The sequence below is a fragment of the Streptosporangium sp. NBC_01755 genome, assembly GCF_035917995.1.
Classification (GTDB): domain Bacteria; phylum Actinomycetota; class Actinomycetes; order Streptosporangiales; family Streptosporangiaceae; genus Streptosporangium.
Window position 1 is genome coordinate 5,141,804 of the sequence record NZ_CP109131.1, and the last position, 24,553, is coordinate 5,166,356.

Annotated in this window: 25 protein-coding genes; 19 read left to right on the top strand and 6 right to left on the bottom strand. The window is 70.2% G+C overall.

The genetic code is table 11. From position 1 onward, the window contains the following. Window positions 1-65 precede the first annotated feature (65 nt). Together OG884_RS24495 and meaB are read left to right on the top strand one after the other, a co-directional pair. Entirely contained in the window at window positions 66-1,253 is a 1,188-nt protein-coding gene (locus OG884_RS24495) for an acetyl-CoA C-acetyltransferase (protein WP_326636571.1), read from the top strand. Continuing rightward, window positions 1,250-2,194: a methylmalonyl Co-A mutase-associated GTPase MeaB gene (meaB, locus tag OG884_RS24500; RefSeq protein ID WP_326636573.1), complete on the top strand. Its 945-nt coding sequence runs from the start codon at window positions 1,250-1,252 to the stop codon at window positions 2,192-2,194. Before OG884_RS24495 ends, meaB begins: the two co-directional genes overlap by 4 nt. Window positions 2,195-2,297: 103 nt before the next feature. Here meaB and OG884_RS24505 read toward each other — a convergent pair whose 3' ends face one another. Further along, window positions 2,298-2,975 carry a DUF4230 domain-containing protein gene (locus OG884_RS24505; protein WP_326636575.1) on the bottom strand — a complete coding sequence of 226 codons (678 nt, stop codon included), beginning with the start codon at window positions 2,973-2,975 and terminating at the stop codon, window positions 2,298-2,300. 55 nt (window positions 2,976-3,030) lie between these two features. Continuing rightward, window positions 3,031-4,404, bottom strand: coding sequence for a hypothetical protein (locus tag OG884_RS24510; protein WP_326636577.1), 1,374 nt, complete (start codon window positions 4,402-4,404; stop codon window positions 3,031-3,033). Between the two features lie 342 nt (window positions 4,405-4,746). On the opposite strand from OG884_RS24510, the gene OG884_RS24515 reads away from it, so the two are divergent. The 5 genes from OG884_RS24515 to OG884_RS24535 all read left to right on the top strand — a co-directional run bounded on the left by OG884_RS24515 (window position 4,747) and on the right by OG884_RS24535 (window position 10,376). Continuing rightward, window positions 4,747-5,277: a MarR family winged helix-turn-helix transcriptional regulator gene (locus OG884_RS24515; protein WP_326636579.1), complete on the top strand. Its 531-nt coding sequence runs from the start codon at window positions 4,747-4,749 to the stop codon at window positions 5,275-5,277. 113 nt (window positions 5,278-5,390) lie between these two features. After that, the gene (locus tag OG884_RS24520) at window positions 5,391-7,058 is read left to right on the top strand and encodes an acyl-CoA mutase large subunit family protein (protein ID WP_326636581.1); all 1,668 of its coding nucleotides are present in this window, start codon (window positions 5,391-5,393) and stop codon (window positions 7,056-7,058) included. Window positions 7,059-7,103: 45 nt separating this feature from the next. Beyond that, window positions 7,104-8,048 (top strand): tetratricopeptide repeat protein, encoded by a 945-nt coding sequence (locus OG884_RS24525; protein ID WP_326636583.1) that lies wholly within the window; start codon window positions 7,104-7,106, stop codon window positions 8,046-8,048. 193 nt (window positions 8,049-8,241) lie between these two features. After that, complete coding sequence (locus OG884_RS24530) at window positions 8,242-9,654, top strand: NAD-dependent malic enzyme (protein ID WP_326636585.1); 1,413 nt, start codon at window positions 8,242-8,244, stop codon at window positions 9,652-9,654. A 143-nt stretch (window positions 9,655-9,797) separates the two neighbouring features. Further along, the gene (locus OG884_RS24535) at window positions 9,798-10,376 is read left to right on the top strand and encodes a YqgE/AlgH family protein (protein ID WP_326636587.1); all 579 of its coding nucleotides are present in this window, start codon (window positions 9,798-9,800) and stop codon (window positions 10,374-10,376) included. Between the two features lie 102 nt (window positions 10,377-10,478). On the opposite strand, the gene OG884_RS24540 is transcribed toward OG884_RS24535, so the two are convergent. Further along, entirely contained in the window at window positions 10,479-11,117 is a 639-nt protein-coding gene (locus tag OG884_RS24540; protein ID WP_326636589.1) for a TetR family transcriptional regulator, read from the bottom strand. Window positions 11,118-11,269: 152 nt separating this feature from the next. Here OG884_RS24540 and OG884_RS24545 point away from each other — a divergent pair, with 152 nt between their 5' ends. The 6 genes from OG884_RS24545 to OG884_RS24570 all read left to right on the top strand — a co-directional run bounded on the left by OG884_RS24545 (window position 11,270) and on the right by OG884_RS24570 (window position 18,488). Then, the gene (locus OG884_RS24545; RefSeq protein WP_326636591.1) at window positions 11,270-12,856 is read left to right on the top strand and encodes an MFS transporter; all 1,587 of its coding nucleotides are present in this window, start codon (window positions 11,270-11,272) and stop codon (window positions 12,854-12,856) included. A gap of 105 nt (window positions 12,857-12,961) precedes the next feature. Then, on the top strand, window positions 12,962-13,213 hold the full coding sequence (locus tag OG884_RS24550; protein ID WP_030906465.1) for a DUF3039 domain-containing protein: 252 nt from the start codon (window positions 12,962-12,964) through the stop codon (window positions 13,211-13,213). A 135-nt stretch (window positions 13,214-13,348) separates the two neighbouring features. Next, a complete protein-coding gene (locus tag OG884_RS24555) occupies window positions 13,349-14,233 on the top strand; it encodes a zinc metalloprotease (protein WP_326636595.1) in 885 nt (294 codons plus the stop codon). Next, window positions 14,211-15,599, top strand: a complete 1,389-nt coding sequence (locus OG884_RS24560) for an MFS transporter (protein ID WP_326636597.1) — start codon at window positions 14,211-14,213, stop codon at window positions 15,597-15,599. Before OG884_RS24555 ends, OG884_RS24560 begins: the two co-directional genes overlap by 23 nt. Before the next feature lie 98 nt (window positions 15,600-15,697). Then, the gene (locus tag OG884_RS24565) at window positions 15,698-16,591 is read left to right on the top strand and encodes a hypothetical protein (protein ID WP_326636599.1); all 894 of its coding nucleotides are present in this window, start codon (window positions 15,698-15,700) and stop codon (window positions 16,589-16,591) included. Window positions 16,592-16,736: 145 nt separating this feature from the next. Further along, window positions 16,737-18,488, top strand: coding sequence for a DEAD/DEAH box helicase (locus OG884_RS24570; protein WP_326636601.1), 1,752 nt, complete (start codon window positions 16,737-16,739; stop codon window positions 18,486-18,488). A gap of 100 nt (window positions 18,489-18,588) precedes the next feature. Here the strand turns inward: OG884_RS24570 and OG884_RS24575 are convergent, their stop codons facing one another. The 3 genes from OG884_RS24575 to OG884_RS24585 form a co-directional block, all read right to left on the bottom strand. Next, window positions 18,589-19,218, bottom strand: coding sequence for a hypothetical protein (locus OG884_RS24575; RefSeq protein ID WP_326636603.1), 630 nt, complete (start codon window positions 19,216-19,218; stop codon window positions 18,589-18,591). Between the two features lie 198 nt (window positions 19,219-19,416). After that, window positions 19,417-19,992, bottom strand: a complete 576-nt coding sequence (locus tag OG884_RS24580; RefSeq protein WP_326636605.1) for a nicotinamidase — start codon at window positions 19,990-19,992, stop codon at window positions 19,417-19,419. A 4-nt stretch (window positions 19,993-19,996) separates the two neighbouring features. Then, the gene (locus tag OG884_RS24585; protein ID WP_442811741.1) at window positions 19,997-21,274 is read right to left on the bottom strand and encodes a nicotinate phosphoribosyltransferase; all 1,278 of its coding nucleotides are present in this window, start codon (window positions 21,272-21,274) and stop codon (window positions 19,997-19,999) included. A 52-nt stretch (window positions 21,275-21,326) separates the two neighbouring features. On the opposite strand from OG884_RS24585, the gene clpS reads away from it, so the two are divergent. The 6 genes from clpS (at window position 21,327) to OG884_RS24615 (ending at window position 24,383) form a co-directional block, all read left to right on the top strand. Beyond that, window positions 21,327-21,614, top strand: a complete 288-nt coding sequence (gene clpS, locus OG884_RS24590) for an ATP-dependent Clp protease adapter ClpS (RefSeq protein ID WP_030906445.1) — start codon at window positions 21,327-21,329, stop codon at window positions 21,612-21,614. 109 nt (window positions 21,615-21,723) lie between these two features. Next, the gene (locus OG884_RS24595) at window positions 21,724-22,248 is read left to right on the top strand and encodes a DUF2017 domain-containing protein (protein ID WP_326636611.1); all 525 of its coding nucleotides are present in this window, start codon (window positions 21,724-21,726) and stop codon (window positions 22,246-22,248) included. 9 nt (window positions 22,249-22,257) lie between these two features. Continuing rightward, window positions 22,258-22,674, top strand: a complete 417-nt coding sequence (locus OG884_RS24600; RefSeq protein WP_326636613.1) for a M67 family metallopeptidase — start codon at window positions 22,258-22,260, stop codon at window positions 22,672-22,674. A 37-nt stretch (window positions 22,675-22,711) separates the two neighbouring features. Continuing rightward, entirely contained in the window at window positions 22,712-22,867 is a 156-nt protein-coding gene (locus OG884_RS24605) for a hypothetical protein (protein ID WP_326636615.1), read from the top strand. Between the two features lie 88 nt (window positions 22,868-22,955). Next, a complete protein-coding gene (locus OG884_RS24610; RefSeq protein ID WP_326636617.1) occupies window positions 22,956-23,234 on the top strand; it encodes a MoaD/ThiS family protein in 279 nt (92 codons plus the stop codon). Window positions 23,235-23,435: 201 nt separating this feature from the next. After that, window positions 23,436-24,383, top strand: coding sequence for a PLP-dependent cysteine synthase family protein (locus OG884_RS24615; protein WP_326636619.1), 948 nt, complete (start codon window positions 23,436-23,438; stop codon window positions 24,381-24,383). The last annotated feature ends 170 nt before the right edge of the window (window positions 24,384-24,553 follow it).

A 24,553-nucleotide genomic window follows, 5' to 3' on the forward strand; every position in this document is an offset into this window, starting at 1 on the left:
TCACCAAGGTACTCACGGGTATGGTTGCAAAGTCGTTCCAAGCTCTGTCAGGGAGGCCCCCTGTTATGTCCGTTTCCGTCATCGTCGCCGGGGCTCGAACCCCCATCGGCCGCCTGCTCGGCTCGCTGTCCGGCCTGTCGGCCGTCGAGCTGGGCGGCATCGCCATCAAAGCCGCGTTGGAGCGTTCCGGCGTCGCTCCGGAGGCGGTGCAGTACGTGATCATGGGACAGGTGCTCCAGGCGGGGGCAGGTCAGATGCCCTCCCGCCAGGCCGCCGTCGCCGCGGGCATCCCGATGACCGTGCCGTCCCTGACGATCAACAAGGTCTGCCTCTCCGGCCTGGACGCCATCGCCCTGGCCGACCAGCTCATCCGGGCAGGTGAGTTCGACATCGTGGTCGCGGGCGGCATGGAGTCCATGTCGAACGCCCCGCACCTGCTGCCCGGCCTGCGCAAGGGAGTGAAGTACGGCGCCGCCGGCATCATCGACTCGATGGCCTTCGACGGCCTCACCGACGCCTACGACCAGGTGGCCATGGGCGAGTCCACCGAGCGGCACAACGCGCGCTTCGGCCTGACCCGCCAGGAGCAGGACGAGTACTCCGCCCGCTCCCACGCGCTCGCCGCCGCCGGGATCAAGAACGGGACCTTCGACGACGAGATCGTGCCGGTGGCGATCCCGCAGCGCAAGGGCGAGCCTACGGTCCTCTCCGCCGACGAGGGCGTGCGCGGGGACACCACGGCCGAGGCCCTGTCGCGGCTGCGACCGGCGTTCGCGAAGGACGGCACGATCACCGCCGGGTCCGCCTCGCAGATCTCCGACGGCGCCTGCGCCGTCGTCGTGATGTCCAAGGCCAAGGCCGAGGAGCTCGGCCTTGACTGGCTGGCTGAGATCGGCGCCCACGGCAACGTCGCCGGGCCCGACAACTCGCTCCAGTCCCAGCCGGCCAACGCGATCAAGCATGCCCTCGGCAAGCAGGGGCTCGTCGCCGGTGACCTCGACCTGCTGGAGATCAATGAGGCCTTCGCCCAGGTGGTCCTCCAGTCGGTCAAGGAGCTGGACGTTCCCCTCGACAAAGTCAACGTCAACGGCGGCGGCATCGCGGTCGGCCACCCGATCGGCGCCTCCGGCGCCCGCATCGTCCTCGCCCTCGCCCACGAGCTCAGGCGCAGGGGCGGCGGCCTCGGCGCGGCCGGCCTCTGCGGCGGCGGCGGGCAGGGTGACGCTCTGATCATCCGCATTCCATCGGCATGACCTCGGAGGTCTCCGACCTGGTCGCGACGGTCAGGGAAGGCCGGCCCCGGGCCGTGGCCCGGTTGATCTCCATGGTCGAGAACGGTTCCCCCGGGCTCAGGGAGATCACCGAGCTGCTCTGCGCCGACCGGCCGCACCGGGCCCGGATCATCGGCCTCACCGGCCCTCCCGGTGTCGGCAAGTCGACTTCCACCGGGATGCTGGTCCACGCGTTCCGCGGGCGGGACATGAGGGTAGGCGTGCTCGCCGTCGACCCTTCCTCACCGTTCACCGGCGGGGCGCTGCTGGGCGACCGGGTCCGGATGCAGGACCACGCCACCGATCCGGACGTGTTCATCAGGTCGATGGCGAGCCGGGGGCACCTGGGCGGGCTGTCGTGGGCCGCGCCCCAGGCGCTGCGCGTCCTGGAAGCGGCCGGTTGCGAGGTCATCCTCGTCGAGACCGTCGGTGTCGGCCAGGCGGAGGTCGACATCGCCTCGCTGGCCGACACCACGGTCGTGCTGCTCGCCCCGGGGATGGGCGACGGCATCCAGGCGGCCAAGGCGGGCATCCTGGAGATCGCCGACGTGTTCGTGGTGAACAAGGCCGACCGCGAGGACGTCCAGGCCACGATTCGCGAGCTCCGCAACATGATCGCCCTGGTCGAGCGGCCATGGAGGCCGCCGATCGTGCCGACCGTGGCGATTCGGGGGGAAGGGGGCGAGGAGGTGGTCGCGGCCCTCGACGGCCACCTGACCTATTTGGAGGAGTCGGGAGAGCTCGCCCGCCGCCGCCACGCCAGGGCCAGGGACGAGATCGAGGCGATCGCCCTCACCGCCCTGCGCTCCCGCTTCGCCCACCTGCACGGAGACCGGCGCCTCGACGCCCTCGCCACCCGCGTCCTGGACGCGGAACTCGACCCCTACACCGCGGCGGACGAGCTTCTGACGGCCGTGGGCTGATCCCACTCCTGCCCGCGCCGCCGCCCGGGGCCGCACCGGACCCGACGGCCGCACCGGACCCGACGGCCGCGCCGGTCACGAAGGGCCGGCACGCGGTGAACGGTCAGGTCTCGTCGGCGAACTTGACGGTGACCTTCTCGAAGCCGAGGCCTTTCAGTATGCCCTCAAGCATGATCTTGGTGTTCTGGTCGGCGCGGTTGCGCAGATCACTGGCCTGAGCGGCTTCGGCGATCTTCTTCTCGGCCAGCACGTAGAGCTCCTGCTGGTCGGAGGGGGAGGAGGACAGGAAATCCTCGACCCGGTCCAGCAGGCCGCGCTGCTGGGCGTAGACGTAGGAGCGCTTGTTGTCGAGGTTCGGCTTCTCCAACTGGGCGCGGGGCAGCCTGACCGTGACCTCGGTGCGGTCCCCGGAGACCGTCAGCCCGCCGTTGCCGATGCCGCCGAAGTCGACGTAGGCGTCGACGCCACCGGCACCGACGAAGAGCGTCCGGCTGCCCTTGACCGCGTCGGGCAGGAAGGCGGCGTCCTTCTCCAGGTCGACCACGACCTGAAAGTTGCCGGTGGCGGCCTCGAAACGGCTGAGGTTGTGAATGGACTCCAGCAGCACGGGCTGGCTGCGGTCGATCGTGGCCTCACCGAACGGGTTCAACCACGACCAGGTCACGCGAGCGCCCACGACGAGGAGGACCATGACGACGAGCAGTCCGGCGAGGAAACGCCGGCGACGCCTGCGAGGCGCCGCCGGGGGGGCCTCGGGCGGAGCTTCTTGGGAGGCTTTCACGAAGCTCTCCTTCCCCGGGGGGCGACCTTCTCACGCCGAGCCTATGCCGATCTTGTCAGCCCCGTGGCGACGGCGGCGTGCCGCCTTCGGCGAAGGGGAGGCGCCACGGGGCGGGCGAGCTGCCCGCCCCGGGCGGTGGCGGGCTGCCGGGTGCCTGGGGGGCGGGGCCTGACCTGGGCTCGGGCCCGGTCGAGGTGCCACCCGCACCCTGCCCCGGGAGGCCGTACTGCCCTGTCTGGGCGGTCTGCTCGGACTGGCCCCCGAAGTGAGTGCTTTGTAACCGGCAGCCGGTGAAGTCCATGTAGTAGAGCCGGAGCCAGTCGCGTCGCTGGACGTCTGTGAGCCCCGAGAACCACGCCGCGGCGTATCGGTGCTCCGCGAGCGGCCCACCGGGAAGCGGCTCGCCCCGCAGCCACGCGGCCACGATGTCGCGGTAGCCCGCCGCCGGAGTGGCGTCGCACCGCGCGGCCAGGCCGTCGACGAACTCGTCGGCCGCCTTCTCGGCGAACCCCGTGGCCAGATCGTCCACGTGGATCGAGATCACGCCCGCGGAGGGGGCGGCAGCGTCACGCCTGGGGTGCTGCTCCACCCGGGAGAACTCCCCGGGGGTCCCGGCCAGCCGGGAGGCGATCTTGATGAACTCCGAGCCCAGATCGGGTAGTCCGGCGCGCATCCCCGGGTGCACGCAGACCATGATCGGCCATTCCTGGCAGCTGTAGACGATCTGCTGGGCCGAGACCGGCTGCTCCTCGGTGAACAGGCGGGCCATGCCGGTCCCCGCCGCCAGCACCGCGATCAGCGCGGCGGCCAGCACCAGCGCCTGGCGTGTCACGACCGCGGCCCAGCCGAGTAGGAGAGCCGCGCTGATCCCCACCAGCCAGAGCGTCTGGTCTGTGAACGCCGCCGCGTTCAGCCCCTGAAACGGGTCGTACGGCTCCCGGGTGGCGGGGGCGAGCCGGTCACCCCAGGTCGGGCCGTGGCACAGCCAGGTGAACAGGCTGTAGCAGCCGAGCCCGGCCAGGACCGGCGTGATCGTCCACGGCATCAGCCAGCCGGTGACCCAGCCGATGACGACGTACAGTGCCAGCCCGGCCACGCCCATCACCAGGCCGCTGGGCAGCAGCCGCCCGGCCTGCTCGGTGATCATGGTTCTGACCGCCAGGACCATGACGGTGGCGGTGAACGCGCCTCCCGTCACCACCAGGATCGCCAGCGGCGCACGCACCGCCTGCCACGGGGTCAGCGATCGGCCGCCCGTTCCACGCCGCCTGCGCACCGCCACCCACGCGGCGAACGCGGCCGCCACCGGGCCGGTCAACCGGAGCGAGCCGATCACCGCGACGACGATGTTCTCCCACGCGCTGACACCGGGAACCAGGACGCTCCACGCCGCGACCACCCCGAGCACGAGCAGGATGGCGACCGCCATCAACCCACTCTGCTGGAGTTCCTCGCGTGAAACGCCCCTGTGCTCACGCACCGGTGGGCGTGGTGAGAACCCACGCCGAGCCGGTGTAGCCGAAGTGCGTCCGGCGTTCGAACGCCGTCAAGTTGTCGTTCATCAAGCACCCCCCGTGCCGTGAATGTGCGGATGCCGGTCCCCTCGGCACCGGTCCGGCTCGCGTCCCCCGCAGGCCGGACTGAGTCAGCGTGGCCACTTGGCCACGGCCTCACCATTCGATGTGGGAACCATAACGGAGCGTGACGTTTGGCGTCCGGGTTCTTGGTGAAGCCATCAGTCTGGTGACTCTACGTATATGGGCGAACCGGGATGAGGTCGCGCTACCGTAGCCCTGTGGTTACAGGTCGGCTGAATCTCCCGTTTGACCCCATCGAACGTGCCGCGGAGACGTGGCGCGTTCACTTCGGGCCCTCCTCGGCCATGGCCGCCGTCACATCGATCATGAGAGCGCATCAGATCCTGCTGTCGCAACTGGACACGCTGCTCAAACCGCATGACTTGACCTTCGCCCGGTACGAGGCCCTGGTGCTGCTGACCTTCAGCAGGACTGGAGCGCTGCCGCTTTCCAGGATCGGTGAGCGTCTGATGGTCCATCCCACGAGCGTGACCAACACCGTGAGCCGCCTGGAACGTGCCGGTCTGGTACGCCGCATGCCCAACCCCCAGGACGGCCGGGGGGTGCTCGCCGAGATCACCGACCGGGGCCGGGAGGTCGCCCGCGGGGCGACCGCCGACCTGATGGAGGCCGACTTCGCCATGCCCATGTACGGCGAGGAGGACCTGGAGCAGATGTTCGGCCTCCTCAGAACCCTCCGCGTCGCCGCCGGCGATTTCCAGTAAGTGCTGATGGCGAGTTGTGCGGCCTCACGTCGGCCAAGAATTAGTAGGGCGTCCTAGTATTTGAGGGAGGCCACAAGCCGGGTGTGAGCCGCTGCCGTACAAGGGGGTTGGCCATGGACGCCGAGCAGGTCGAGGCGGGGCGTGCGCGCTGGCAGGCGCGGTTCGACAGGGCTCGCAGGCGTGAGTCCGAGTTCCGCACCCTGTCGGGGCTCGACGTCGAGCCGGTCTACGGGCCAGGTGGCGGTGACCCGCGCATGGAGCGCATCGGCTGGCCGGGGGAGTATCCCTTCACCCGCGGTCTGCATCCCACCGGCTACCGGGGCAAGACATGGACCATCCGGCAGTTCGCCGGGTTCGGCAACGCACGGCAGACCAACGAGCGCTACAAGATGATCCTCGCCGCCGGCGGCGACGGGTTGAGCGTGGCCTTCGACATGCCGACGCTGATGGGCCGCGACTCCGACGACCCGCGCTCGCTCGGCGAGGTCGGCCACTGCGGCGTGGCGATCGACTCCGCGCTGGACATGGATCTGCTCTTCGATGGAATCCCGCTCGGCGAGATCACCACCTCGATGACGATCAGCGGTCCGGCCGTCCCGATCTTCTGCATGTACGTCGTGGCCGCCGAGCGGCAGGGGGTGCCGGCCGCCGACCTCAACGGCACCCTGCAGACCGACATCTTCAAGGAGTACATAGCGCAGAAGGAGTGGCTGTTCGCCCCCGAGCCGCACCTGCGGCTGATCGGCGACCTGATGGAGTTCTGTGCGGCGGACGTCCCCGCGTACAAGCCGCTCAGCGTCTCCGGCTACCACATCCGCGAGGCCGGGTCCACGGCCGCCCAGGAGCTGGCCTTCACCTTGGCCGACGGGTTCGGCTACGTGGAGCTCGGCCTGTCGCGCGGCCTGGACGTCGACGTCTTCGCCCCCGGCCTGTCCTTCTTCTTCGACGCGCACATCGACTTCTTCGAGGAGATCGCCAAGTTCAGGGCCGCCCGACGGATCTGGGCGCGGTGGCTGCGAGACGTCTACGGGGCCACTACGGAGAAGGCCCAGTGGCTGCGCTTCCACACCCAGACGGCGGGCGTGTCACTGACCGCGCAGCAGCCGTACAACAACGTGGTGCGCACCGCGGTCGAGGCGCTCGCGGCGGTGCTCGGCGGCACCAACTCGCTGCACACCAACGCGCTGGACGAGGTCCTCGCGCTGCCCTCGACGAGGGCGGCGGAGATCGCGCTGCGCACCCAGCAGGTGCTCATGGAGGAGACCGAGGTCGTCAACGTCGCCGACCCGCTCGGCGGATCCTGGTATGTGGAGGCGCTGACCGACCGGCTGGAGGCCGAGGCCGAGGCGATCTTCACGAGGATCCGGGACATGGGCGCCGACGGCACGATGACCTCGGGCATCCTGCGTGGCATCGAGGACGGCTGGTTCGTGTCCGAGATCGCCGAGGCCGCCTTCGACTACCAGCGCAAGCTGGAGAAGGGTGAGAAGAGGATCATCGGGGTGAACTGCCACACGGCGTCCATCGACGAGCCGCTGGAAATTCTCCGGGTCGGCCACGAGGTCGAGCGCGAGCAGAACCGCGTGCTCGCCGAGCGCCGCGCCGCCCGTGACCAGACGGCCGTGGACGCCGCCCTGGCCACGATGACGCAGGTGGCCAGGGGTGAGGGCAACATGATCCCCGCCATGCTCGACGCGGCCAGGGCCGAGGCCACGCTGGGCGAGATCTGCGACGCGCTGCGCGACGAGTGGGGCGTCTACACGGAACCGGCCCGTTTCTAGCGAGGGCGCGTCGGGGCACCGACCGGGATACGGCAGGATTGGGGTATGAGCCCAGCGGACTTCACTCGACCCGGATCGCTCTACGGCGCCGTCGATCTCGGCGCTCGTAAGCAGGCACTGGAGGCGCAGGCGCGGCGGGAGAGCGCCGCGCAGGAAACCGGCGGTGTTCCGGCGCCGGTCATCGACGTCGACGACGCCAACTTCGCGACCGAGGTCGTAGAACGCTCCATGAACGGCCTCGTGCTGTTGGAGCTCACCGTCACCCGTGCCGAGCAGGCCAAGCAGTACAGCCGGCTGCTGGAGAAACTGGCCGCCGAGAACGCCGGCCGGTGGGTCCTGGCCAGGGTCGACGTCGAGGTCAACCAGCAGATCGCACAGGCGCTCCGGGTGCAGAACGTGCCCGCCCTGTACGCCATCTTCCAGGGACAGCCGGTGGCCGTCGTCCCGGGCATCGCCACGGAGCCGCAACTCCGTGACTGGCTGTCGCAGCTCATGGAGGCACTGGCGCAGTATCTCCCGCCCCCGGGCGAGGAGGCCCAGGACCAGCAGGACCAGCAGGAGCAGCCGCAGGAGCCCCCGGTCGACCCGGACGTGCTCGCCGCCGAGCAGGCCGTCGACGCCGGCGACCTCGACGGCGCGGTGGCCGCGTACGAGCGGCTGCTGGCTCGCTCGCCGAACAACCAGGACGCGAAGCTGGGCCTGGCCGGGCTCGGTCTGATCCGCCGGACGCAGGACGTCGATCCGGCCGACCTGCAGAGCCGGCTGGCCGATCCCGCCGACATCGAGGCCCAGCTCCTGGCCGCCGACTTCGAGACGCTCTCCGGCGACGTGGACAGGGCCTTCGACCGGCTCGTCGACGTGGTGCGCCGCACCTCGGGGGCCGAGCGGGACAGGGCCAGGGTGCACCTGCTCGGCCTGTTCGACACGCTCCCCGGGGACGACCCGTCCATCGCCAGGGCCCGCAGGAATCTGGCCAGCGCCCTGTTCTGAGCACCCGGCCCGGCGGCCTGCCGGCCGTGGGGCGGGGCGGGCGCCGTCCACCGGAACCGTCCCCGGAGGATGAGCGCGGCTCTGTGGCCGTATCCACACGTGCGGGTCCGCCACCTCCGGTGCATATACTCCCCCGGTGATGGCACGATGGAGGCATCCCATCCAAAGTCAGTCGCAAAGGAGCGGATTGGCTGTGGCCACCGTGCCGAGTGTGTCGTACTCCATCACCGTGCGCCTGGAGGTGCCCGCCGGCGGCAAGGCCGTCAGCCAGCTCACCCACGCCGTAGAGTCCGCCGGAGGTGTGGTCACCGCGCTCGACGTGACCACGGCCGGGCATGAGACGCTGCGCATCGACGTCACCTGCGCCGCGCGTGACACCGATCACGCGCAGGCGATCGTCGACAAGCTGGAGGGCGTCGAGGGCGTCGTCATCCACAAGGTCTCCGACCGGACCTTCCTCATGCACCTCGGTGGAAAGATCGAGATGCGCTCGAAGGTGCCGCTGCGCAACCGTGACGAGCTCTCCATGGCCTACACGCCCGGTGTCGCCCGGGTCTCCATGGCCATCGCCCGCAACCCCGAGGACGCCCGCCGCCTGACCATCAAGCGCAACACCGTCGCCGTCGTCACCGACGGCTCGGCGGTGCTCGGCCTGGGCAACATCGGTCCGGCCGCCGGGCTCCCCGTCATGGAGGGCAAGGCCGCGCTGTTCAAGCGGTTCGCCGACATCGACGCCTGGCCGATCTGCCTGGACACCCAGGACGTCGACGAGATCGTGCGGACCGTGCAGATCATCGCTCCCGGTTTCGGCGGCATCAACCTGGAGGACATCTCGGCGCCGCGCTGCTTCGAGGTGGAGCGGCGGCTGCGCGAGCTGCTGGACATCCCGGTCTTCCACGACGACCAGCACGGCACCGCGATCTGCGTGCTGGCCGCGCTCACCAACGCGCTGCGCGTGGTCGGCAAGGATCTGGGCGAGGTCCGCATCACCCTCGCGGGCGCGGGCGCGGCCGGGACGGCGGTGCTGCGACTGCTGCTCGCGGCGGGCGCCCGTAACGTGGTCGTCTGCGACTATCTGGGCGCGGTGCACCGCGGGCGCCAGGACCTGGACGACTCGCTCCGGTGGATCGCCGACCACACCAACGCCGCCGGCTACGCGGGTGACCTGCGCGGCGCGGTCAAGGGCGCCGACGTGTTCATCGGTGTGTCCGCACCCGGCATCCTCAACGGCGACGACATCGCCACGATGGCCAAGGACGCCGTGGTCTTCGCGCTCGCCAACCCCGAGCCCGAGATCTCGCCCGACATCGCTCGCGAGTACGCCGCCGTGGTCGCCACCGGCCGCTCCGACTACCCGAACCAGATCAACAACGTGCTGGCCTTCCCCGGCGTCTTCCGCGGTCTGCTCGACGCGCAGGCCACCGTGGTCAGCCAGGAGATGCTGCTGGCCGCGGCCAAGGCGCTGGCCGACGTGGTGACCACCGAGGAGCTCGGCCCCAACTACATCGTCCCCAGCGTGTTCCACCCGGACGTGTCGGGTGCCGTCGCGGCGGCCGTGCGTGAGTCGGCCGGCGGCCGTGCGCGTACCGGCATGACGGAGGCCTGAGGCCGTCGTTCCCGCCCCGTTCCGCGACCCTCGCTCCAAGGAGTTCTCTCACGTGCGCGTCGCGTGACGAGCACGTGAGGTCCGGGTCATTGGAAGAGCGGGGGGAGCAGCGCGAAGGGGTGTTCACCCCCCATGATGGAGGTATGGCGGAGGCGATCTACGTCGGTGGGCTTCTGGTGGCGACGCCGCAGCTGGAGGATCCCAACTTCCGGCGCAGCGTGGTCCTGGTGCTGGAACACGACCTCGATGGCGGCACCCTGGGCGTGGTGCTCAACAGACCGAGTGACATCTCGGTGACCCAGGTGCTCCCGACCTGGGACACCATGGTCACCGGTCCGTCCGTGCTGTTCCAGGGGGGGCCTGTCCAGACCGACAGTGCCCTGGCGCTGGCCGCGGTTCCGAGCGGGCAGGAGCCGCTCGGCTGGCGGCGGCTGCACGCGGGCACCGCGGCGGTCTCCAGGCTCGGCACCGTCGATCTCGACGCGCCGCCGGAGATCCTCGCCGGAGAGATCGCCGAGATGCGCATCTTCGCGGGGTACGCCGGCTGGTCGGCCGGGCAACTGGAGAGTGAGATCGGCGAGGGCGCCTGGTACGTCGTGGACTCGGAGCCCGGCGACACCTTCCACCACGAGCCCGAGTCGCTCTGGCGGGCCGTGCTCCGCCGCCAGCGGGGCGAGCTCGCCTACGTGGCCACCTGCCCCGACGACCCGTCGATGAACTAGGCCCTGCCTGGCGGATCTCGCCGTGGCGAGGATCGGTCAGGTGGTGTCTCGCAGGGACTTCCACTCGCAGGCCGCGTCACTGACCCGCCTGGGCGGGTACACCTAGCCCGCCGGGTGCCCGGGGCGGTCCCAACCGGGGCGCAGGGAGCGCTCGGCGAGAGCGAGTGTCGTCTCCAGGCGGGCGGACAGGGCGGTGATGTTGTTGATGTCGGCGGGATCGCAGAGTTCGAAACCGACCCGGGTGACGGTGGTGAAGAGTGCCACCACGAAGTGGGGCAGCAGGTCGTCGGGGCTGGCTTCCTGGCGCCGGGCGATCTCGGCGATCAGCCGCTGCTCGTTCTCCATCATCTGGCGCACGCTTCCGGCGAAGAGCGCGGGGGTGCCGTCGATCACTTCGCGGGCTCTGAGGAACCTGGCGGTGTCGTCGAGGTCCCCCTTCTCCAGCATGGTGACCACTGCGCGTGCGGCGTGTGAGAGCGCGGTGAACGGGGACTCGTCGTCCGGGCGGGCGGTCAGCTCGGCGAGCACGATCTCCTGTCCGTCGGCGGGCAGGGAGAGGGCGACGGCCTCCTTGGTGGCGAAGTAGCGGAAGAACGTGCGCGGTGAGACGTCCACGGCCGCGGCGATCTGGTCGACGGTCGTCGCCTCGTACCCCTGCTCAAGGAACAGGGAGAGGGCGGCGTCGATGAGTGCCAGCCGGGTCTTCTGCTTCTTGCGCTCGCGTAGGCCGAGCCGACCCATACTCGCCATCCTCTCGAAACGTATAGTTCATAGTCTGCCATAAGTCGTGGTCTGCCCTTTGAAAGAATTTGTCATTTGTCAGTGACTGTCATAAATTACCCCGGGTTGACGTCCCACGCGGGGGCGGACGAAAGATCGAGGGGGACCCTTCCATGGCACAGGCCAAGACGGTGGCCGCGACACCACCACCGGATCCGGGCAGATCATCCAGGCAGGGGCACCCGTGGCTGACGCTGCTGGCGGTCTCCCTCGGCGTGATGATGGTGATGCTCGACGGCACCGTCGTCGCCATCGCCAATCCGGTGATCGGTAAGGAGCTCAACGCCTCCCTCGCCGACCTGCAGTGGGTGACCAGCGGTTATCTCCTCGCGCTCGCCGTGTTCCTGATCACCGCCGGCAAGCTCGGTGACCTGTTCGGGCACAAGCGGATCTTCGTGATCGGCATCGCGGGCTTCGCGCTCACCTCCCTGGCCATCGGCCTGTCCGACTCCATCACCTGGCTGATCGCCTTCCGCGTCCTGCAGGGGCTCTTCGGTGCCCTGCTGCAGCCCGCGGCCCTGGCCCTGCTCCGCGCGGCCTTCCCCGCCGAGAAGCTGAACATGGCGATCGGGGTCTGGGGCGCGGTGATCGGCCTGTCCAGCGCCGCCGGTCCCATCGTCGGCGGCCTGCTGGTGGAGCACGTCAACTGGCAGTCGGTCTTCTTCATCAACGTCCCGGTCGGCATCGTCGCCCTGGCCGTCGGGTTCCTGGTGATCAAGGAGAGCAAGGCGGCCTCCCTGTCCAGGATCGACTGGCTCGGCGTGGTCCTGCTCTCCGGCGCCATGTTCTGCATGGTCTGGGCGATCATCAAGGCCCCCGAGTACGGCTGGGGCGACACCAGGACGCTCGGCTTCCTGGCCGGTGCCGTGGTGCTCGGCGCCGCGTTCGTCTACTGGCAGACCAAGGCCGCCGAGCCGCTCATCCCGCTCAGCCTGTTCGGCAACGCCTCGGTCGCGATCGGCACCGTGCTGATGGTGCTGGTGGCGTTCTCGATGTTCGGCGCGATGTTCTTCCTCACCTTCTACTTCCAGGGCGTGCACGGCCTGTCACCGCTCGACTCGGGGATGCGGATGCTCCCGATGAGCGCGGGCATGATCGTCGCCTCACCGCTGGCGGGTCTGGCGATCGGCAGACTCGGCCCGAAGATCACGATCTCGGCGGGCATGCTGATCACGGCCGTGGCCATGTTCCTCCTCTCCCGCCTGGGCATGGACGCGGGCTACGTCGACAGCGCGATCCCGTTCGTGTTGCTCGCCTTCGGACTCTCCCCGGTGATGGTCGGCGCCACCGAGATCATCGTGGGCAACGCGCCGGAGGAGCTCAGCGGCGTGGCGGGCGGCGTGCAGCAGTCGGCGATGCAGGTCGGAGGCTCGATGGGCACCGCGGTGCTCGGCGCGATCGTCGCGGCCAAGGTGGCCGACGTGCTTCCCGGCTACTGGACGGCCGCCAAGCTCCCGGAACTCCCCGCCGAGCAGATGGAGCTGGTCAAGCAGGGTGCCTCCTACGCTCAGGCCGGCGCGGCCCCCGGCACGCCCGAGCCGATCGTGCAGGCCATCACCGGCGTCGTGCACTCGTCCTTCCTGGAGGGCATGCACCTCGGTTTCACGGTCAGCACCGGGGTGGCCGTCCTCGCGGCGCTGCTCGCGCTCTTCGTCAGGGCGGGCCGCAAGAGCGAGGGTGCCGCGATCCACATGGGCTGAAGGCCCTCGAACACGGCTCACATCCCGGGCCCGGCGCTCGATCGCCGGGCCCGGGATGTCGCGCCGATGACCGGGGCGCGGCGGTGCGGGCATAAAATCACCAGGGTGAGTACGAAGATTCTCCCTGAGAGCGACGTCCGGCCGGACCTGTCGCACGGCGACGGCGACCACGAGCGCTTCGCCCACTACGTCGAGAAAAACAAGATCATGGAGAGTGCGCTGAGCGGGACCCCGGTCCGCGCGCTCTGCGGGAAGGTCTGGGTGCCCAACCGCGACCCCCAGAAGTTCCCTGTCTGCCCGGAGTGCAAGGAGATCTACTCGGGTCTGCCGAAGGGTGAAGACGGCAACAAGGAGTGAGTGTTGCTCGTGGGTGATCGCCACCGATGAGGCTACGGTCGGGATGTCGCCGGGGGGCGGCGAGCGACCAGTGGCTGGGATCTGTCGGGGGAATCCATGTTTCGGCGTGCGATCGCCGTTGTTTCCGCATGCCTGTTGACGGCGCCCACCCCCGGCAGGGAACCCGCCGCGCCCGGGTGCGTCCTCGCCTCCAGAGCCGCTCACGTCATGGTGCGGGGGGCGGCCCGGCCCGTGCCGTCTCCCGAGCCGTCTCCGGTGCCGTTCGCCCATGTGCCCGTCGACGGAGGGTCCCGGTCGAGACCGCTCCCGCTCGTGCTTCCCATCACGGTGCCCACCTGGGTGCACGTCATCACCGACGGTCGCCTCGGTGCGTCCGACGCCGCCGTACGCGACCAGGTCGCCACGCTCAACGCCGCCTACTCCGGGCGGCTCGGCGGGGCGGACACCGGGATCCGGTTCAGGCTGGAGGGCATCACCCGCACCGTCAACGCGACCTGGTTCCGCGCCCCCGTCACCCACGAGCGGTCGATCAAACAGATGCGCAGGGGCGGCCCCGAGACCCTCAACCTCTACCTCGCCCAGCTCAGCGAGCTGGTGCTCGGCTACTCCACCTACCCCCACGGATACCGGAAGGCGCCCGCTCTCGACGGCGTGGTCGTCGACTGGCGCAGCCTGCCCGGCGGGGCGATGCGCAGCTTCGACAAGGGATTCACCGGGGTCCACGAGATCGGCCACTGGCTCGGACTGCTGCACACCTTCGAGAAGGGCTGCGAGGCCGCGGGCGACGGCGTCGCCGACACCTCGCCCGAGGGGCAGCCCACCGAGGGCTGTCCGCTGGTCAAGGACACCTGTGAGGGGGGTGGGCCGGATCCGATCCACAACTTCATGGACTACTCCGACGACCGCTGCATGTCCGGGTTCACGCCCGGTCAGGCTCTCAGGATGCAGGAGATGTGGGTCGTCCACCGAGATGCGGGGCGGACACTACCCTTGACAGGTGACAGTACCGAAGGCACTTGACGCTCCATACGAATCCCCTCGGCTCTTCGGCCCCGAGTACCGCACCGCCTCCCTCGGCATCCTGCTCGTCGTCACGCTGATCGCTTTTGAGGGCATGTCCGTGGGCACGGTCATGCCCGCCGTCTCGGCGGATCTCGACGCCCTGGGCCTGTACGGAATGAGCTTCTCGGCCTTTCTCATCTCCGGCCTGCTCGCCAACGTCGTGGCCGGCCTCTGGTCCGACCGGCGGGGACACGCCTGGCCGTTCCTGCTCGGCGTGGGACTGTTCACCGCAGGTATGGTCCTGGCCGGAGCAGCCGGGACCAAGGAACTGTTCATCGTGGCGCGGGCGGTGCAGGGCCTCGGTGGCGGCGCCGTCATCGTGGCGATCTACGTGATGATCGCGCGGGTCTACGTCCCCGAGACCAGGCCTCGGGTGTTCGCCGCGCTGTCGGCCGCCTGGGTGCTCCCCGCCCTGCTCGGGCCGGCCCTCAGCGGGATCATCGCCGAGACGGTCGGCTGGCGGTGGGTCTTCTACGGCATCGTGCCGCTCGTCGTCCCCGCCCTCGTGATGCTGCTGCCCGCGCTGCGTACCCGGGAGGGCCGGACACCCGAGCCCTCCACCGGACCCCGGTCCAGGCCGCTGGCAATGACCCTGGCCGCAGTCGCCACAGCGGGCGGTGGCGGGGCGCTACTGTACGGCGTGGACCGCCTGCAGGACACCCCGGTGCCCGCCGGGGTCGCCGTCGTGGCCGGGCTGGTGTTCCTCGCCGTGGGGCTGCCCAGGCTGCTGCCGCCCAGGGCACTCGGATTCGGCCGCGGTCTGCCCACCACGATCATGATGCGCGGGGTGCTCGCCTCGGCCTTCTTCGCGGTCAACTCCTTCATCCCGCTGCTCCTGACCGAGGTGCGAGGCTTCTCCGTCGCCGAGGCGGGGGTCGCGCTCACCACCGGTGCCCTGGGCTGGACCACCGGTTCCTACCTGCAGAGCCGCCGCTCATACGATCGTCCCCTGCTGGTCGGGGTCGGCTCCGCGGCGATCACCGCGGGCATCCTGCTGACCCTGCTCGCGCTCGTACCCGGTATCACCGGCTGGGTCACCGTGCCCGCCTGGGTCGTCGCCGGGTTCGGCATGGGCATCGGCACGACCAGCGTCAACATCACCGCGATGCGCCAGTCGCCCGATGCGGAGCAGGGCGCCAACTCCGCCGCGCTTCAGGTCGTCGACACCCTGGGCGGCGCGCTCACCATCGGTTTCGGCGGGGTTCTGATCAACCTGATCGGCCATGACGACATCGCCACCGGCTACACCACGATCGTCGTCCTGATGGCCTCCCTGGGGCTCTTCGGGGTGATCGCGGCACGGCGCATGCGTGACATCTCATGACTCATTGGTCACTCCTGTAACAGCGATCACCCATAGCCGGACCACGCCGCGGGATGCATGGTAGGACGGTAGGACCGTGACCGCCGGGAGGAGGCCCAGTGCACGAACGACCTCGCCGGTCGGACCCGTTGGACGAGCCCGGCCATGACGGGGAGCACCGGTCCCGGCGGGCCAGAAAGGCCGAACAGAAGGCCGAACAGAAGGCCGCCCAGAAGGCCGCCCAGAAGGCCGCACGGAAGGCCGCACGGGAAGCCGAGGACCAGGGTTGGCCGCCCGGAGATCCGGACCTCGACGACGAGCGCCGCCCCTGGCCGCCGCCGGAGTCCGAGCCGTCCGATGACCGCTCCCACCTCACCTGGCCTCCCCGGATACCCGAGCCCGGCGACGACCTCCCACCCTCGGCCCGCTGGTACGGCACGCCCATCGCCCCGCCCCGGCCCCGCCCGGGGCGTCTGCGCAGCCTGCTGCTCGTACTGCTCACCCTGGCCGTCGGCGGCGGCGTCGTCGCCGGCGCGGTCGCGGTGGCGTTGCGATCGGTGCCCGCCCCGCCGCCGGGACAGGTGATCGATCCGGTCGCGGGGGTCGGCTACCCGCTGCCCGACGGCTGGCGCGTGGGCACGGCACCGCCTGTCACGGCGTTCAGCTCGGCCGCGGGCGACGGTGTCAACACGACGGTGATGGTCATGCCGGCGGAGCCCGCGGCCGACGTGCGCGCCACCGTGGCCGAGCTCAGTGACCTGTACGAGAGGCTCCTGCTCCACGGAGACAAGGTGAAGGTCGTGGACGACACGGAGATCACCGTGGGCGCGCGCACCGGGCACGCCCGCTCCCTGCGCGCCGAGTACCTGGATGTGGTGAACCGGCCGGCCTACCTTCGCGTGGTCTTCCTCACAGGTGCCGGAGTGCGCCCGGTGGTCGTGGTCGCGATGACCCAGCCGGACGACCCCGTGTCGCGGGCCGAGATCGATACGGTGATCGGGGGCCTGCGCTGACGCCCGGCCTCCGCGAGCCGCCGCCTGACCGACCACAGTAGGCAAAAGATCTGCAGGACAGGGCCTAGCACGTGGAGACGACCTTGGCGAGGATCTCGGCCGATCGGCACGTCTTGTCGGCGACGCAGATTACCCTGGGGACACTGTGAGCACTTTCGCCGCATCCCACCTCTCGCCCTCATATCCGGACCGTGCCGCCTGGGGCACCGCGCCGAAGCTTCGCGCGTGGCAGCAGGAGGCCCTTGACCTGTACTCCAGCCGTGAGCCACGCGACTTCCTCGCGGTCGCCACGCCGGGCGCGGGCAAGACGACCTTCGCGCTCCGCATCGCCGGCGACCTTCTGTCGAGAGGGATGATCCGGGCTGTGACGATCGTCACACCGACGGAGCATCTCAAACAGCAGTGGGCGGACGCCGCGGGCAGGGTCGGCATCGCGATCGACCCCGAGTTCAAGAACAGCCAGGGCGCGACCTCCCGCGACTACATCGGGGTGGCCATCACCTACGCTCAGGTGTCCATGCATCCGGCGCTGCACCGCGCCCGCACCGAGGCGCGCAAGACACTCGTGATCTTCGACGAGATCCACCACGCGGGCGACGCGAAGTCCTGGGGCGACGGCGTACGGGAGGCGTTCGAGCCCGCCGCCCGGCGCCTCGCCCTGACCGGCACCCCCTTCAGGTCCGACATCAACCCGATCCCCTTCGTCACCTACGCCGAGGACGGCGACGGGATCCGGCGCAGCGTCTCCGACTACTCCTACGGGTACGGTCCCGCGCTCGCCGACGGTGTCGTCCGCCCGGTCATCTTCCTCGCCTACGCCGGTGAGATGCGCTGGCGGACCCGCGCCGGCGACGAGATCGCCGCGACCCTCGGCACCCCGCTCACCAAGGACCAGCTCGGCCAGGCCTGGCGGGCCGCGCTCGACCCGAAGGGCGAGTGGATTCGCCAGGTCCTCCGGGCGGCCGACCGGCGCCTGACCGAGGTGCGCAGGGGCGTACCGGACGCCGGGGCCCTGGTCATCGCCACCGACCACGAGACCGCCCGCGCCTACGCCCGCCACATCAGGACCATCACCGGTGAGGGCGCCACGGTCGTGCTCTCCGACGACCCGGCGGCCTCCAAGAAGATCAAGGAGTTCTCCGCCTCCGGGCAACGCTGGCTGGTCGCCGTCCGGATGGTCTCCGAGGGCGTCGACATCCCGCGCCTGGCCGTCGGCGTCTACGCCACGAGCATCTCGACCCCGCTGTTCTTCGCCCAGGCCGTCGGCCGCTTCGTCCGGGCCCGTAAAAGAGGCGAGACCGCGTCCGTCTTCGTGCCCTCCGTGCCGACCCTGATGGGGCTGGCGGCGGAGCTGGAGGCCGAGCGCGACCATGTGCTCGACCGCAAACCCCCCGAGGAGGGACTGGACGACCTCCTCCTGGAGGACGCCCAGCGCAAGAAGGACAACCCCGACGTGCTGGGCGACGAGCTGCCGTTCGAGACCCTGGAAGCGGTCGCCACCTTCGACCGGGTGCTCTTCGACGGCGGCGAGTTCGGCAGCGCCGCAGAGACCGGCTCCCCCGAGGAGGAGGACTTCCTCGGCCTGCCGGGCCTGCTGGAGCCGGACCAGGTCCGGACCCTGCTGAGCAAGCGCCAGTCCGACCAGCTGAAGGCCAGGCGGACCAGGCCCGAGCCCAAGGAGCCTCAGCTTGCCCCGCACGAGCTGATCGCCAACCTGCGCAAGGAGCTCAACGGCCTCGTCGGCGCCTGGAACCATCGCACCGGCCAGCCCCACGGCGTCATCCACGCCGAGCTCCGCAGGTCCTGCGGTGGCCCCGCCATCGCGCAGGCCTCCGCCGAGCAGATCCAGGAGCGGATCGACAAGATCCGCCACTGGGCCACCCAGCGCTCCCACTGACCCGGCCACCGGGTCGCGCACGGCGCCGGCGCCGTGCGCGACCGGTCAGCCGTGCGCGACCGGTCAGCCATGCGCGACCGGTTAGCCGAAGGCGATCGGGTCAGCCGAGGGCGATCGGCCTGCCGGTCCGGCCGTCGATCGCCCGGAACCCTCCCTCGGCGCGCACCGGTTGTGCGAGTGGTACCTGCAGGGAGGCGACGCCGCCGGTGACGCTCACCGGCCGCGTAGTGGCGCCCGAGGTGCGACTCTCCGCCTCGCCCTCGCGCATCCAGACCCTGATCGTGCGGTTCCGGTGACGCAGGACCACGGTCGCGGTGTCACACTCGTCGGTCCTGGCCGTCCAGAAGAGCGTCACGCCCCGCAGCGCGCCCTGGCGGCGGGCCAGACGCACCCGCTCGGGAGCGGGCATCCTGCCCGGGCAGGATGCGCTTTGCCGGTCCTGACCGGCAGGCTCTGCCCGCGCACCCCGCTGAGCCGCCTGCGCGGACGGGGACGGTGCCGGGGATGGGGCCGGGGATGGGGCCGGGGCCGGTGTTCGGGCCGCCGGCTGCGGGGGCGCGGCGATGAGGGTCCGCGGCGGGATCTGGACTGTGCTGGTGGTCCAGATCGTGGCCACCTCCAGCGAGACCAGCGCCAGCACGCTCGTCAGCCGCACCAGCGTCCCGCCGCGAAAAAGGTTCCACAGGCACAGCGGGGTCAGGACCAGCCAGGAGACACCGAGCACGAACATATGAGGTCACCACCGGGAGTAAGAGGTCTCAGCTCTCCGTGATACTCCTGTCGCGGCGGGTGGTGGTTGTGTTTACCCACCCATGCCGGTCCGGTAGTCGTTCGAATGCTCAGGGCTCATCCGGGACGGGTGCCGGCCGGGGTGATCCGTACCGAGATCGCGGTGGGTACGCGGCTACGGTGCTCGGGTGGGGAGCCGTCAGGCCGGGCGGACCACGGGGGTGCCGGTGAGACGGGCCCCGGCGGAGCCGAGCTCGGCGAGGGCGGCCTCGGTGGTCGGGGCCGCCACCCCGGCGGTGAGGTCCAGCAGCACCTGGACGGAGAGGCCGTGCGCGAGCGCGTCCAGGGCGGTGGCCCGCACACAGTGGTCGGTGGCGATGCCGACGACGTCCACCGCCTCCACGCCGCGCTCACCGAGCCAGTCGGCCAGGCTCGTACCGTCGGAGGTGACGCCCTCGAAGCCACTGTAGGCGGCGGCGTGGGCGCCCTTGCTGAACACCTCCTCCACCCGTCCGGTGTCGAGGGCGGGATGGAAGTCGGAGCCGGACGTCCCGGCGACGCAGTGGACGGGCCAGGAGTTCACGTAGTCGGGTTCGGCGGCGAAGTGGGAGCCGGGGTCCACATGGTGGTCGCGGGTGGCCACGACGTGGTCGTAGCCGTGCGATGCGGTGTGCCGGGAGATGGCGGCGGCCACCTCGGCGCCGCCGCCGACCGGAAGGCTGCCGCCCTCGCAGAAGTCGTTCTGGACATCAACGATGATCAGTGCGGTTGGCATGTGGTCAGTCAAACACGGTGGGGAGCGCGGCGTAGCCCCGGGACAGCTGGTGGGCGTTGGCGGGCAACTCGGCGAGGACTACGCGGTGCCGGGCGCGGGCCGCGTCCAGCTTCTCGCGGCCGACGACCTCGCCCTCCCTGACCAGCGGGACCTGCAGCGGACGGGCGTCGGGGGGAAGGTCACCGGAGGTGGTGACCAGCTCGGCGACCGCCGTGCCCGCCGGGTCGAGCCTGCGGAAGGCGTTCTTGCGGCCGCCCCTGCTGGGCTTGCCCACCGACTTCTTGGCCACCGGCCGCATGACCCCGTCGGCGTCCTGGCGGGCGACGAGCTTGTAGACCAGGGCGGCGGTGGGCGAGCCGGAGCCGGTGACCAGCGACGTGCCGACGCCGTAGCCGTCCACGGGCGCTGCCGACAGCGCCGCGATGGCGTACTCGTCGAGGTCGCTGGTGACGATGATCCGGGTCTTGTGCGCGCCGAGCGCGTCGAGCTGCTCGCGTACCTCGTGGGCCACCTGGACGAGATCGCCGGAATCGAGGCGGACGGCGCCGAGGGAGGGGCCGGCCAGCTCCACCGCGGTCCGTACGGCCTGGGCCACGTCGTAGGTGTCGACCAGCAGCGTGGTGCCGGTACCGAGGGAGGTGATCTGGGCTTGGAAAGCCTGCTCCTCGGAGTCGTGGAGCAGGGTGAACGCGTGGGCCGCGGTCCCGGCCGTCGGCACGCCGTACACGCGGCCCGCCATGAGGTTGGAGGTGGAGGAGAACCCGCAGAGGTAGGCGGCTCGCGCGGCGGCCACAGCGGCCGCCTCGTGGGTGCGTCGCGAGCCCATCTCGATGATCGGCCTGGTCCCGGCGGCGCCGACCATGCGGGCGGCGGCGGCGGCGATCGCGCAGTCGTGGTTGAGCACCGAGAGGATCACGGTCTCCAGCAGCACCGACTCGGCGAACGTGCCCTCCACCGTCATGATCGGGGAACCGGGGAAGTAGCACTCGCCCTCGGCGTAGCCGTCCACGTCCCCCGAGAACCGGTACCCGGCGAGGAAGGCCAGGGTGGGCTCGTCGACAACCTGATTGTCTTCGAGGAACGCCAGCGACTCCTCGTCGAAGCGGAAGGACTCCAGCGCCTCCAGCACCCGTCCGGTGCCCGCGACGACCCCGTAGCGCCGTCCACCGGGCAGTTGCCTCGCGAACACCTCGAAGACCGCACGCCTGGAGGCGGCGCCGCTTCTCAGCGCCGCCTCCAGCATCGTCAGCTCATAGTGATCGGTAAGCAACGCGGTGCTCATGCTCTTTGTCACGAGTCGAAGACTAATCCCGGGGTAGGGCAGACTGGTGAATGTGGGTAGCACCGCTCCAACAGAGGTCGAGCGTCCGTCAATCGACGTAAGGCCCGATCTGCCATGGTTGACGATCGTCTGGAACGACCCGGTCAACCTGATGTCCTACGTGACGTACGTCTTCCGAACCGTCTTCGGATATTCCAAGGAGAAGGCGGAGAAGTTGATGCTCGACGTGCACCACAAGGGTAAAGCCGTGGTCTCCAGCGGCACCCGTGAGGAGATGGAGCGCGACGCGCAGATCATGCACTCCTATGGGCTGTGGGCCACGGTCCAGCGGGATTCGTGAGCGGGCGGGCGGTCCGCCCCCACCCGGCGCCGTGCGGTGGCGGGCAGCGGGCCGGTTCTGGGCGACGGGCGGGTCTTGGGCGGAATCCACGAGGAATGGTGGGCGAGAGATGAGTTCGGGGTTCAAGCCAGGGCGCGAGGGCGGTGTGATCACGGGCTTCGACGCCGCCGAGGTGTCGATCCTGCGCTCGCTGGTCACCCAGATCCTGGGCCTGATAGAGCCGGGGGAGACCGGCGACGACCCTCTGGAGAAGGCGCTCGGCATCGGCACGTCCGAACAGTCCAACGATCCGGTGCTGGCCAGGCTGTTTCCCTCCGCGTACGAGGACGGTGAGGCGGCCGCGGAGTTTCGCCGGTACACCGAGGTGACGCTGCGCGAGGGCAAGCGGGCCGACGCCAAGGCGATGCTCGACAGCGCCGAGCCCGGCCAGGTCGAGCTGACCAGGGAGCAGGCGCAGGCGTGGATGCGCGCGCTGAACGACGTGCGGCTCGCGCTCGGCACCCGGCTGGAGGTGACCGAGGAGGTGCACGACGAGATCGCCGACATGTCGGAGCACGACCCCCGCTACCCGGCGTACGTCATCTACGACTGGCTGACCTACCTCCAAGACACCCTGGTCCGAGCCCTTTGGTAGCTTTCAGACATGCTCACGATCTCTCGGGAACTGGTTGACAAGATCATCACGCACGCTCGGGCGGACCACCCCGACGAGGCCTGCGGCGTGATCGCCGGGCCCGTCGGTTCCGACTCCCCCGAACGCTTCATCGCGATGGAGAACGCCGAGCGGTCGCCGACGTTCTACCGGTTCGACTCTCTGGAGCAGTTGCGCGTCTGGCGGGAGATGGACGACCGCGACGAGGAGCCGGTGGTCATCTACCACTCCCACACCGCCACCGAGGCGTACCCCTCCCGCACCGACATCTCCTACGCCTCCGAACCAGGAGCCCACTACGTGCTGGTCTCCACCCGCGAGGAACTGGGTGAGGAGGCCGAGTTCCGCTCGTACCGGATCGTCGACGGTGTCGTGAGCGAGGAGAAGGTGACGATCACCTCCGGGTGACCGTCCCGGGTGTACGGCCGTGAGGTGGATTGTCCCTTTGGGTAAGCTGGTGGGCATGCTGACCGCCGCCCCGAGCCAGGAGGACGTCGTGCTCTCGCGTCCCGGCCTATGGGCACGGCACGCGGACGTCGCGCCCGTGCAGAACTTCCTGTTCGCGCACACGCCCTTCGTCGTCGTCTACGACTGTCGCTGACCGGCTTTTCTGGAATCCTCCGGTGCTCGCCGGTGTTCTGAAACCGGTGGGCCTTACTCCCATGACGACACAAGGAGATTGACCCGCGATGGCCATTGAGGTTCGCATTCCGACGATCCTGCGCCCCTACACCGACGGTGCCAAGGCCGTTGACGCCAAGGGCGCCACGCTTGAGGAGCTGATCGGCGACCTGGAGGCCCGGCACCCCGGGCTGAAGGAGCGCCTGGTCGACAAGGGCGCGCTGCGCCGCTTCGTGAACGTCTACCTGAACGACGAGGACGTCCGCTTCCTGGGCGGGCTGGAGACCCCGGTCGCCGACGGCGACACGGTCACCGTTCTGCCCGCCGTGGCCGGCGGCTCCCGCTAGTGGCCCCACACCGAACGTTGACCGGGAAACCCGCAGCGGGGAACAGACGTTCCGGCCCGGAAAAGCCCGGTCAAGGTTCGGAGACGCCCCGCTAGCCGCGCGGCGCCGCCCGCCTCTCGCGGGACCTCGAAGGGTCCCGCGAGAGGCGGGCGGCGCACCTCGCTGTCGTTGGTAGGACTACAGAGGCGGAAGCCGTACACCATGCGTTTTGACTCACTGATCGACTCGGTCGGCCGGACCCCGATGGTCGGCCTGCCCAGGCTCTCGCCCTCGGAGGACGTGCGGATCTGGGCCAAGCTCGAAGACCGCAACCCGACAGGTTCGATCAAGGACCGTCCGGCGCTGTGGATGATCGAGCAGGCGGAGAAGGACGGGCTCCTCCAGCCGGGCTGCACCATTCTTGAACCCACGAGCGGCAACACCGGCATCTCGCTGGCGATGTCCGCCCGGCTCAAGGGTTACAAGCTGATCTGCGTGATGCCGGAGAACACCTCCGAGGAACGCCGCCAGCTGCTGCGCATGTGGGGGGCGCGGATCATCTCCTCGCCCGCGGCGGGTGGCTCCAACGAGGCGGTCAGGGTCGCCAAGGGCCTGGCCGCCGAGAACCCCGACTGGGTGATGCTCTACCAGTACGGCAACCCGGCCAACTGGCGCTCGCACTACGAGTCGACCGGGCCGGAGATCCTGGCGGACCTGCCGTCCGTCACCCACTTCGTGGCCGGTCTGGGCACCACGGGCACCCTGATGGGCGTCGGCCGGTTCCTGCGCGAGCAGGTCCCCGACGTGCGGATCGTCGCCGCCGAGCCGCGCTACGGCGAGCTGGTGTACGGCCTGCGCAACGTCGACGAGGGCTTCATCCCCGAGCTGTACGACGCCGAGGTCCTGACCACGCGTTTCTCCGTCTCCTCCGCCGACGCGCTCCGGCGCACCCGGGAACTGCTGGCCGCCGAGGGCATCTTCGCCGGGGTCTCCACCGGGGCCGCGCTGCACGCCGCGCTCGGCATGGCGGCCAAGGCCGTCAAGGCGGGGGAACGGGCCGACATCGTCTTCGTGGTCGCGGACGGCGGCTGGAAGTACCTGTCCACCGGCGCCTACGAGGGGACGCTGGAGGAGGCCGAGGAGCGGCTCGAAGGCCAGCTCTGGGCCTGACGCGAGTTCCGCGGCGGACGACCGGAGCGGCCGGATCCGTGAGGCCCGTCGTGGGAAGCGGAGCCGGGATCGGTGGGCATGGGGCCGGGCGGCGAATGGCAGGTGAACGGCGAAGGGCGGGCGTCCCGGTGGGACGCCCGCCCTTCGCCGTTCACGATGGGGACCGATCC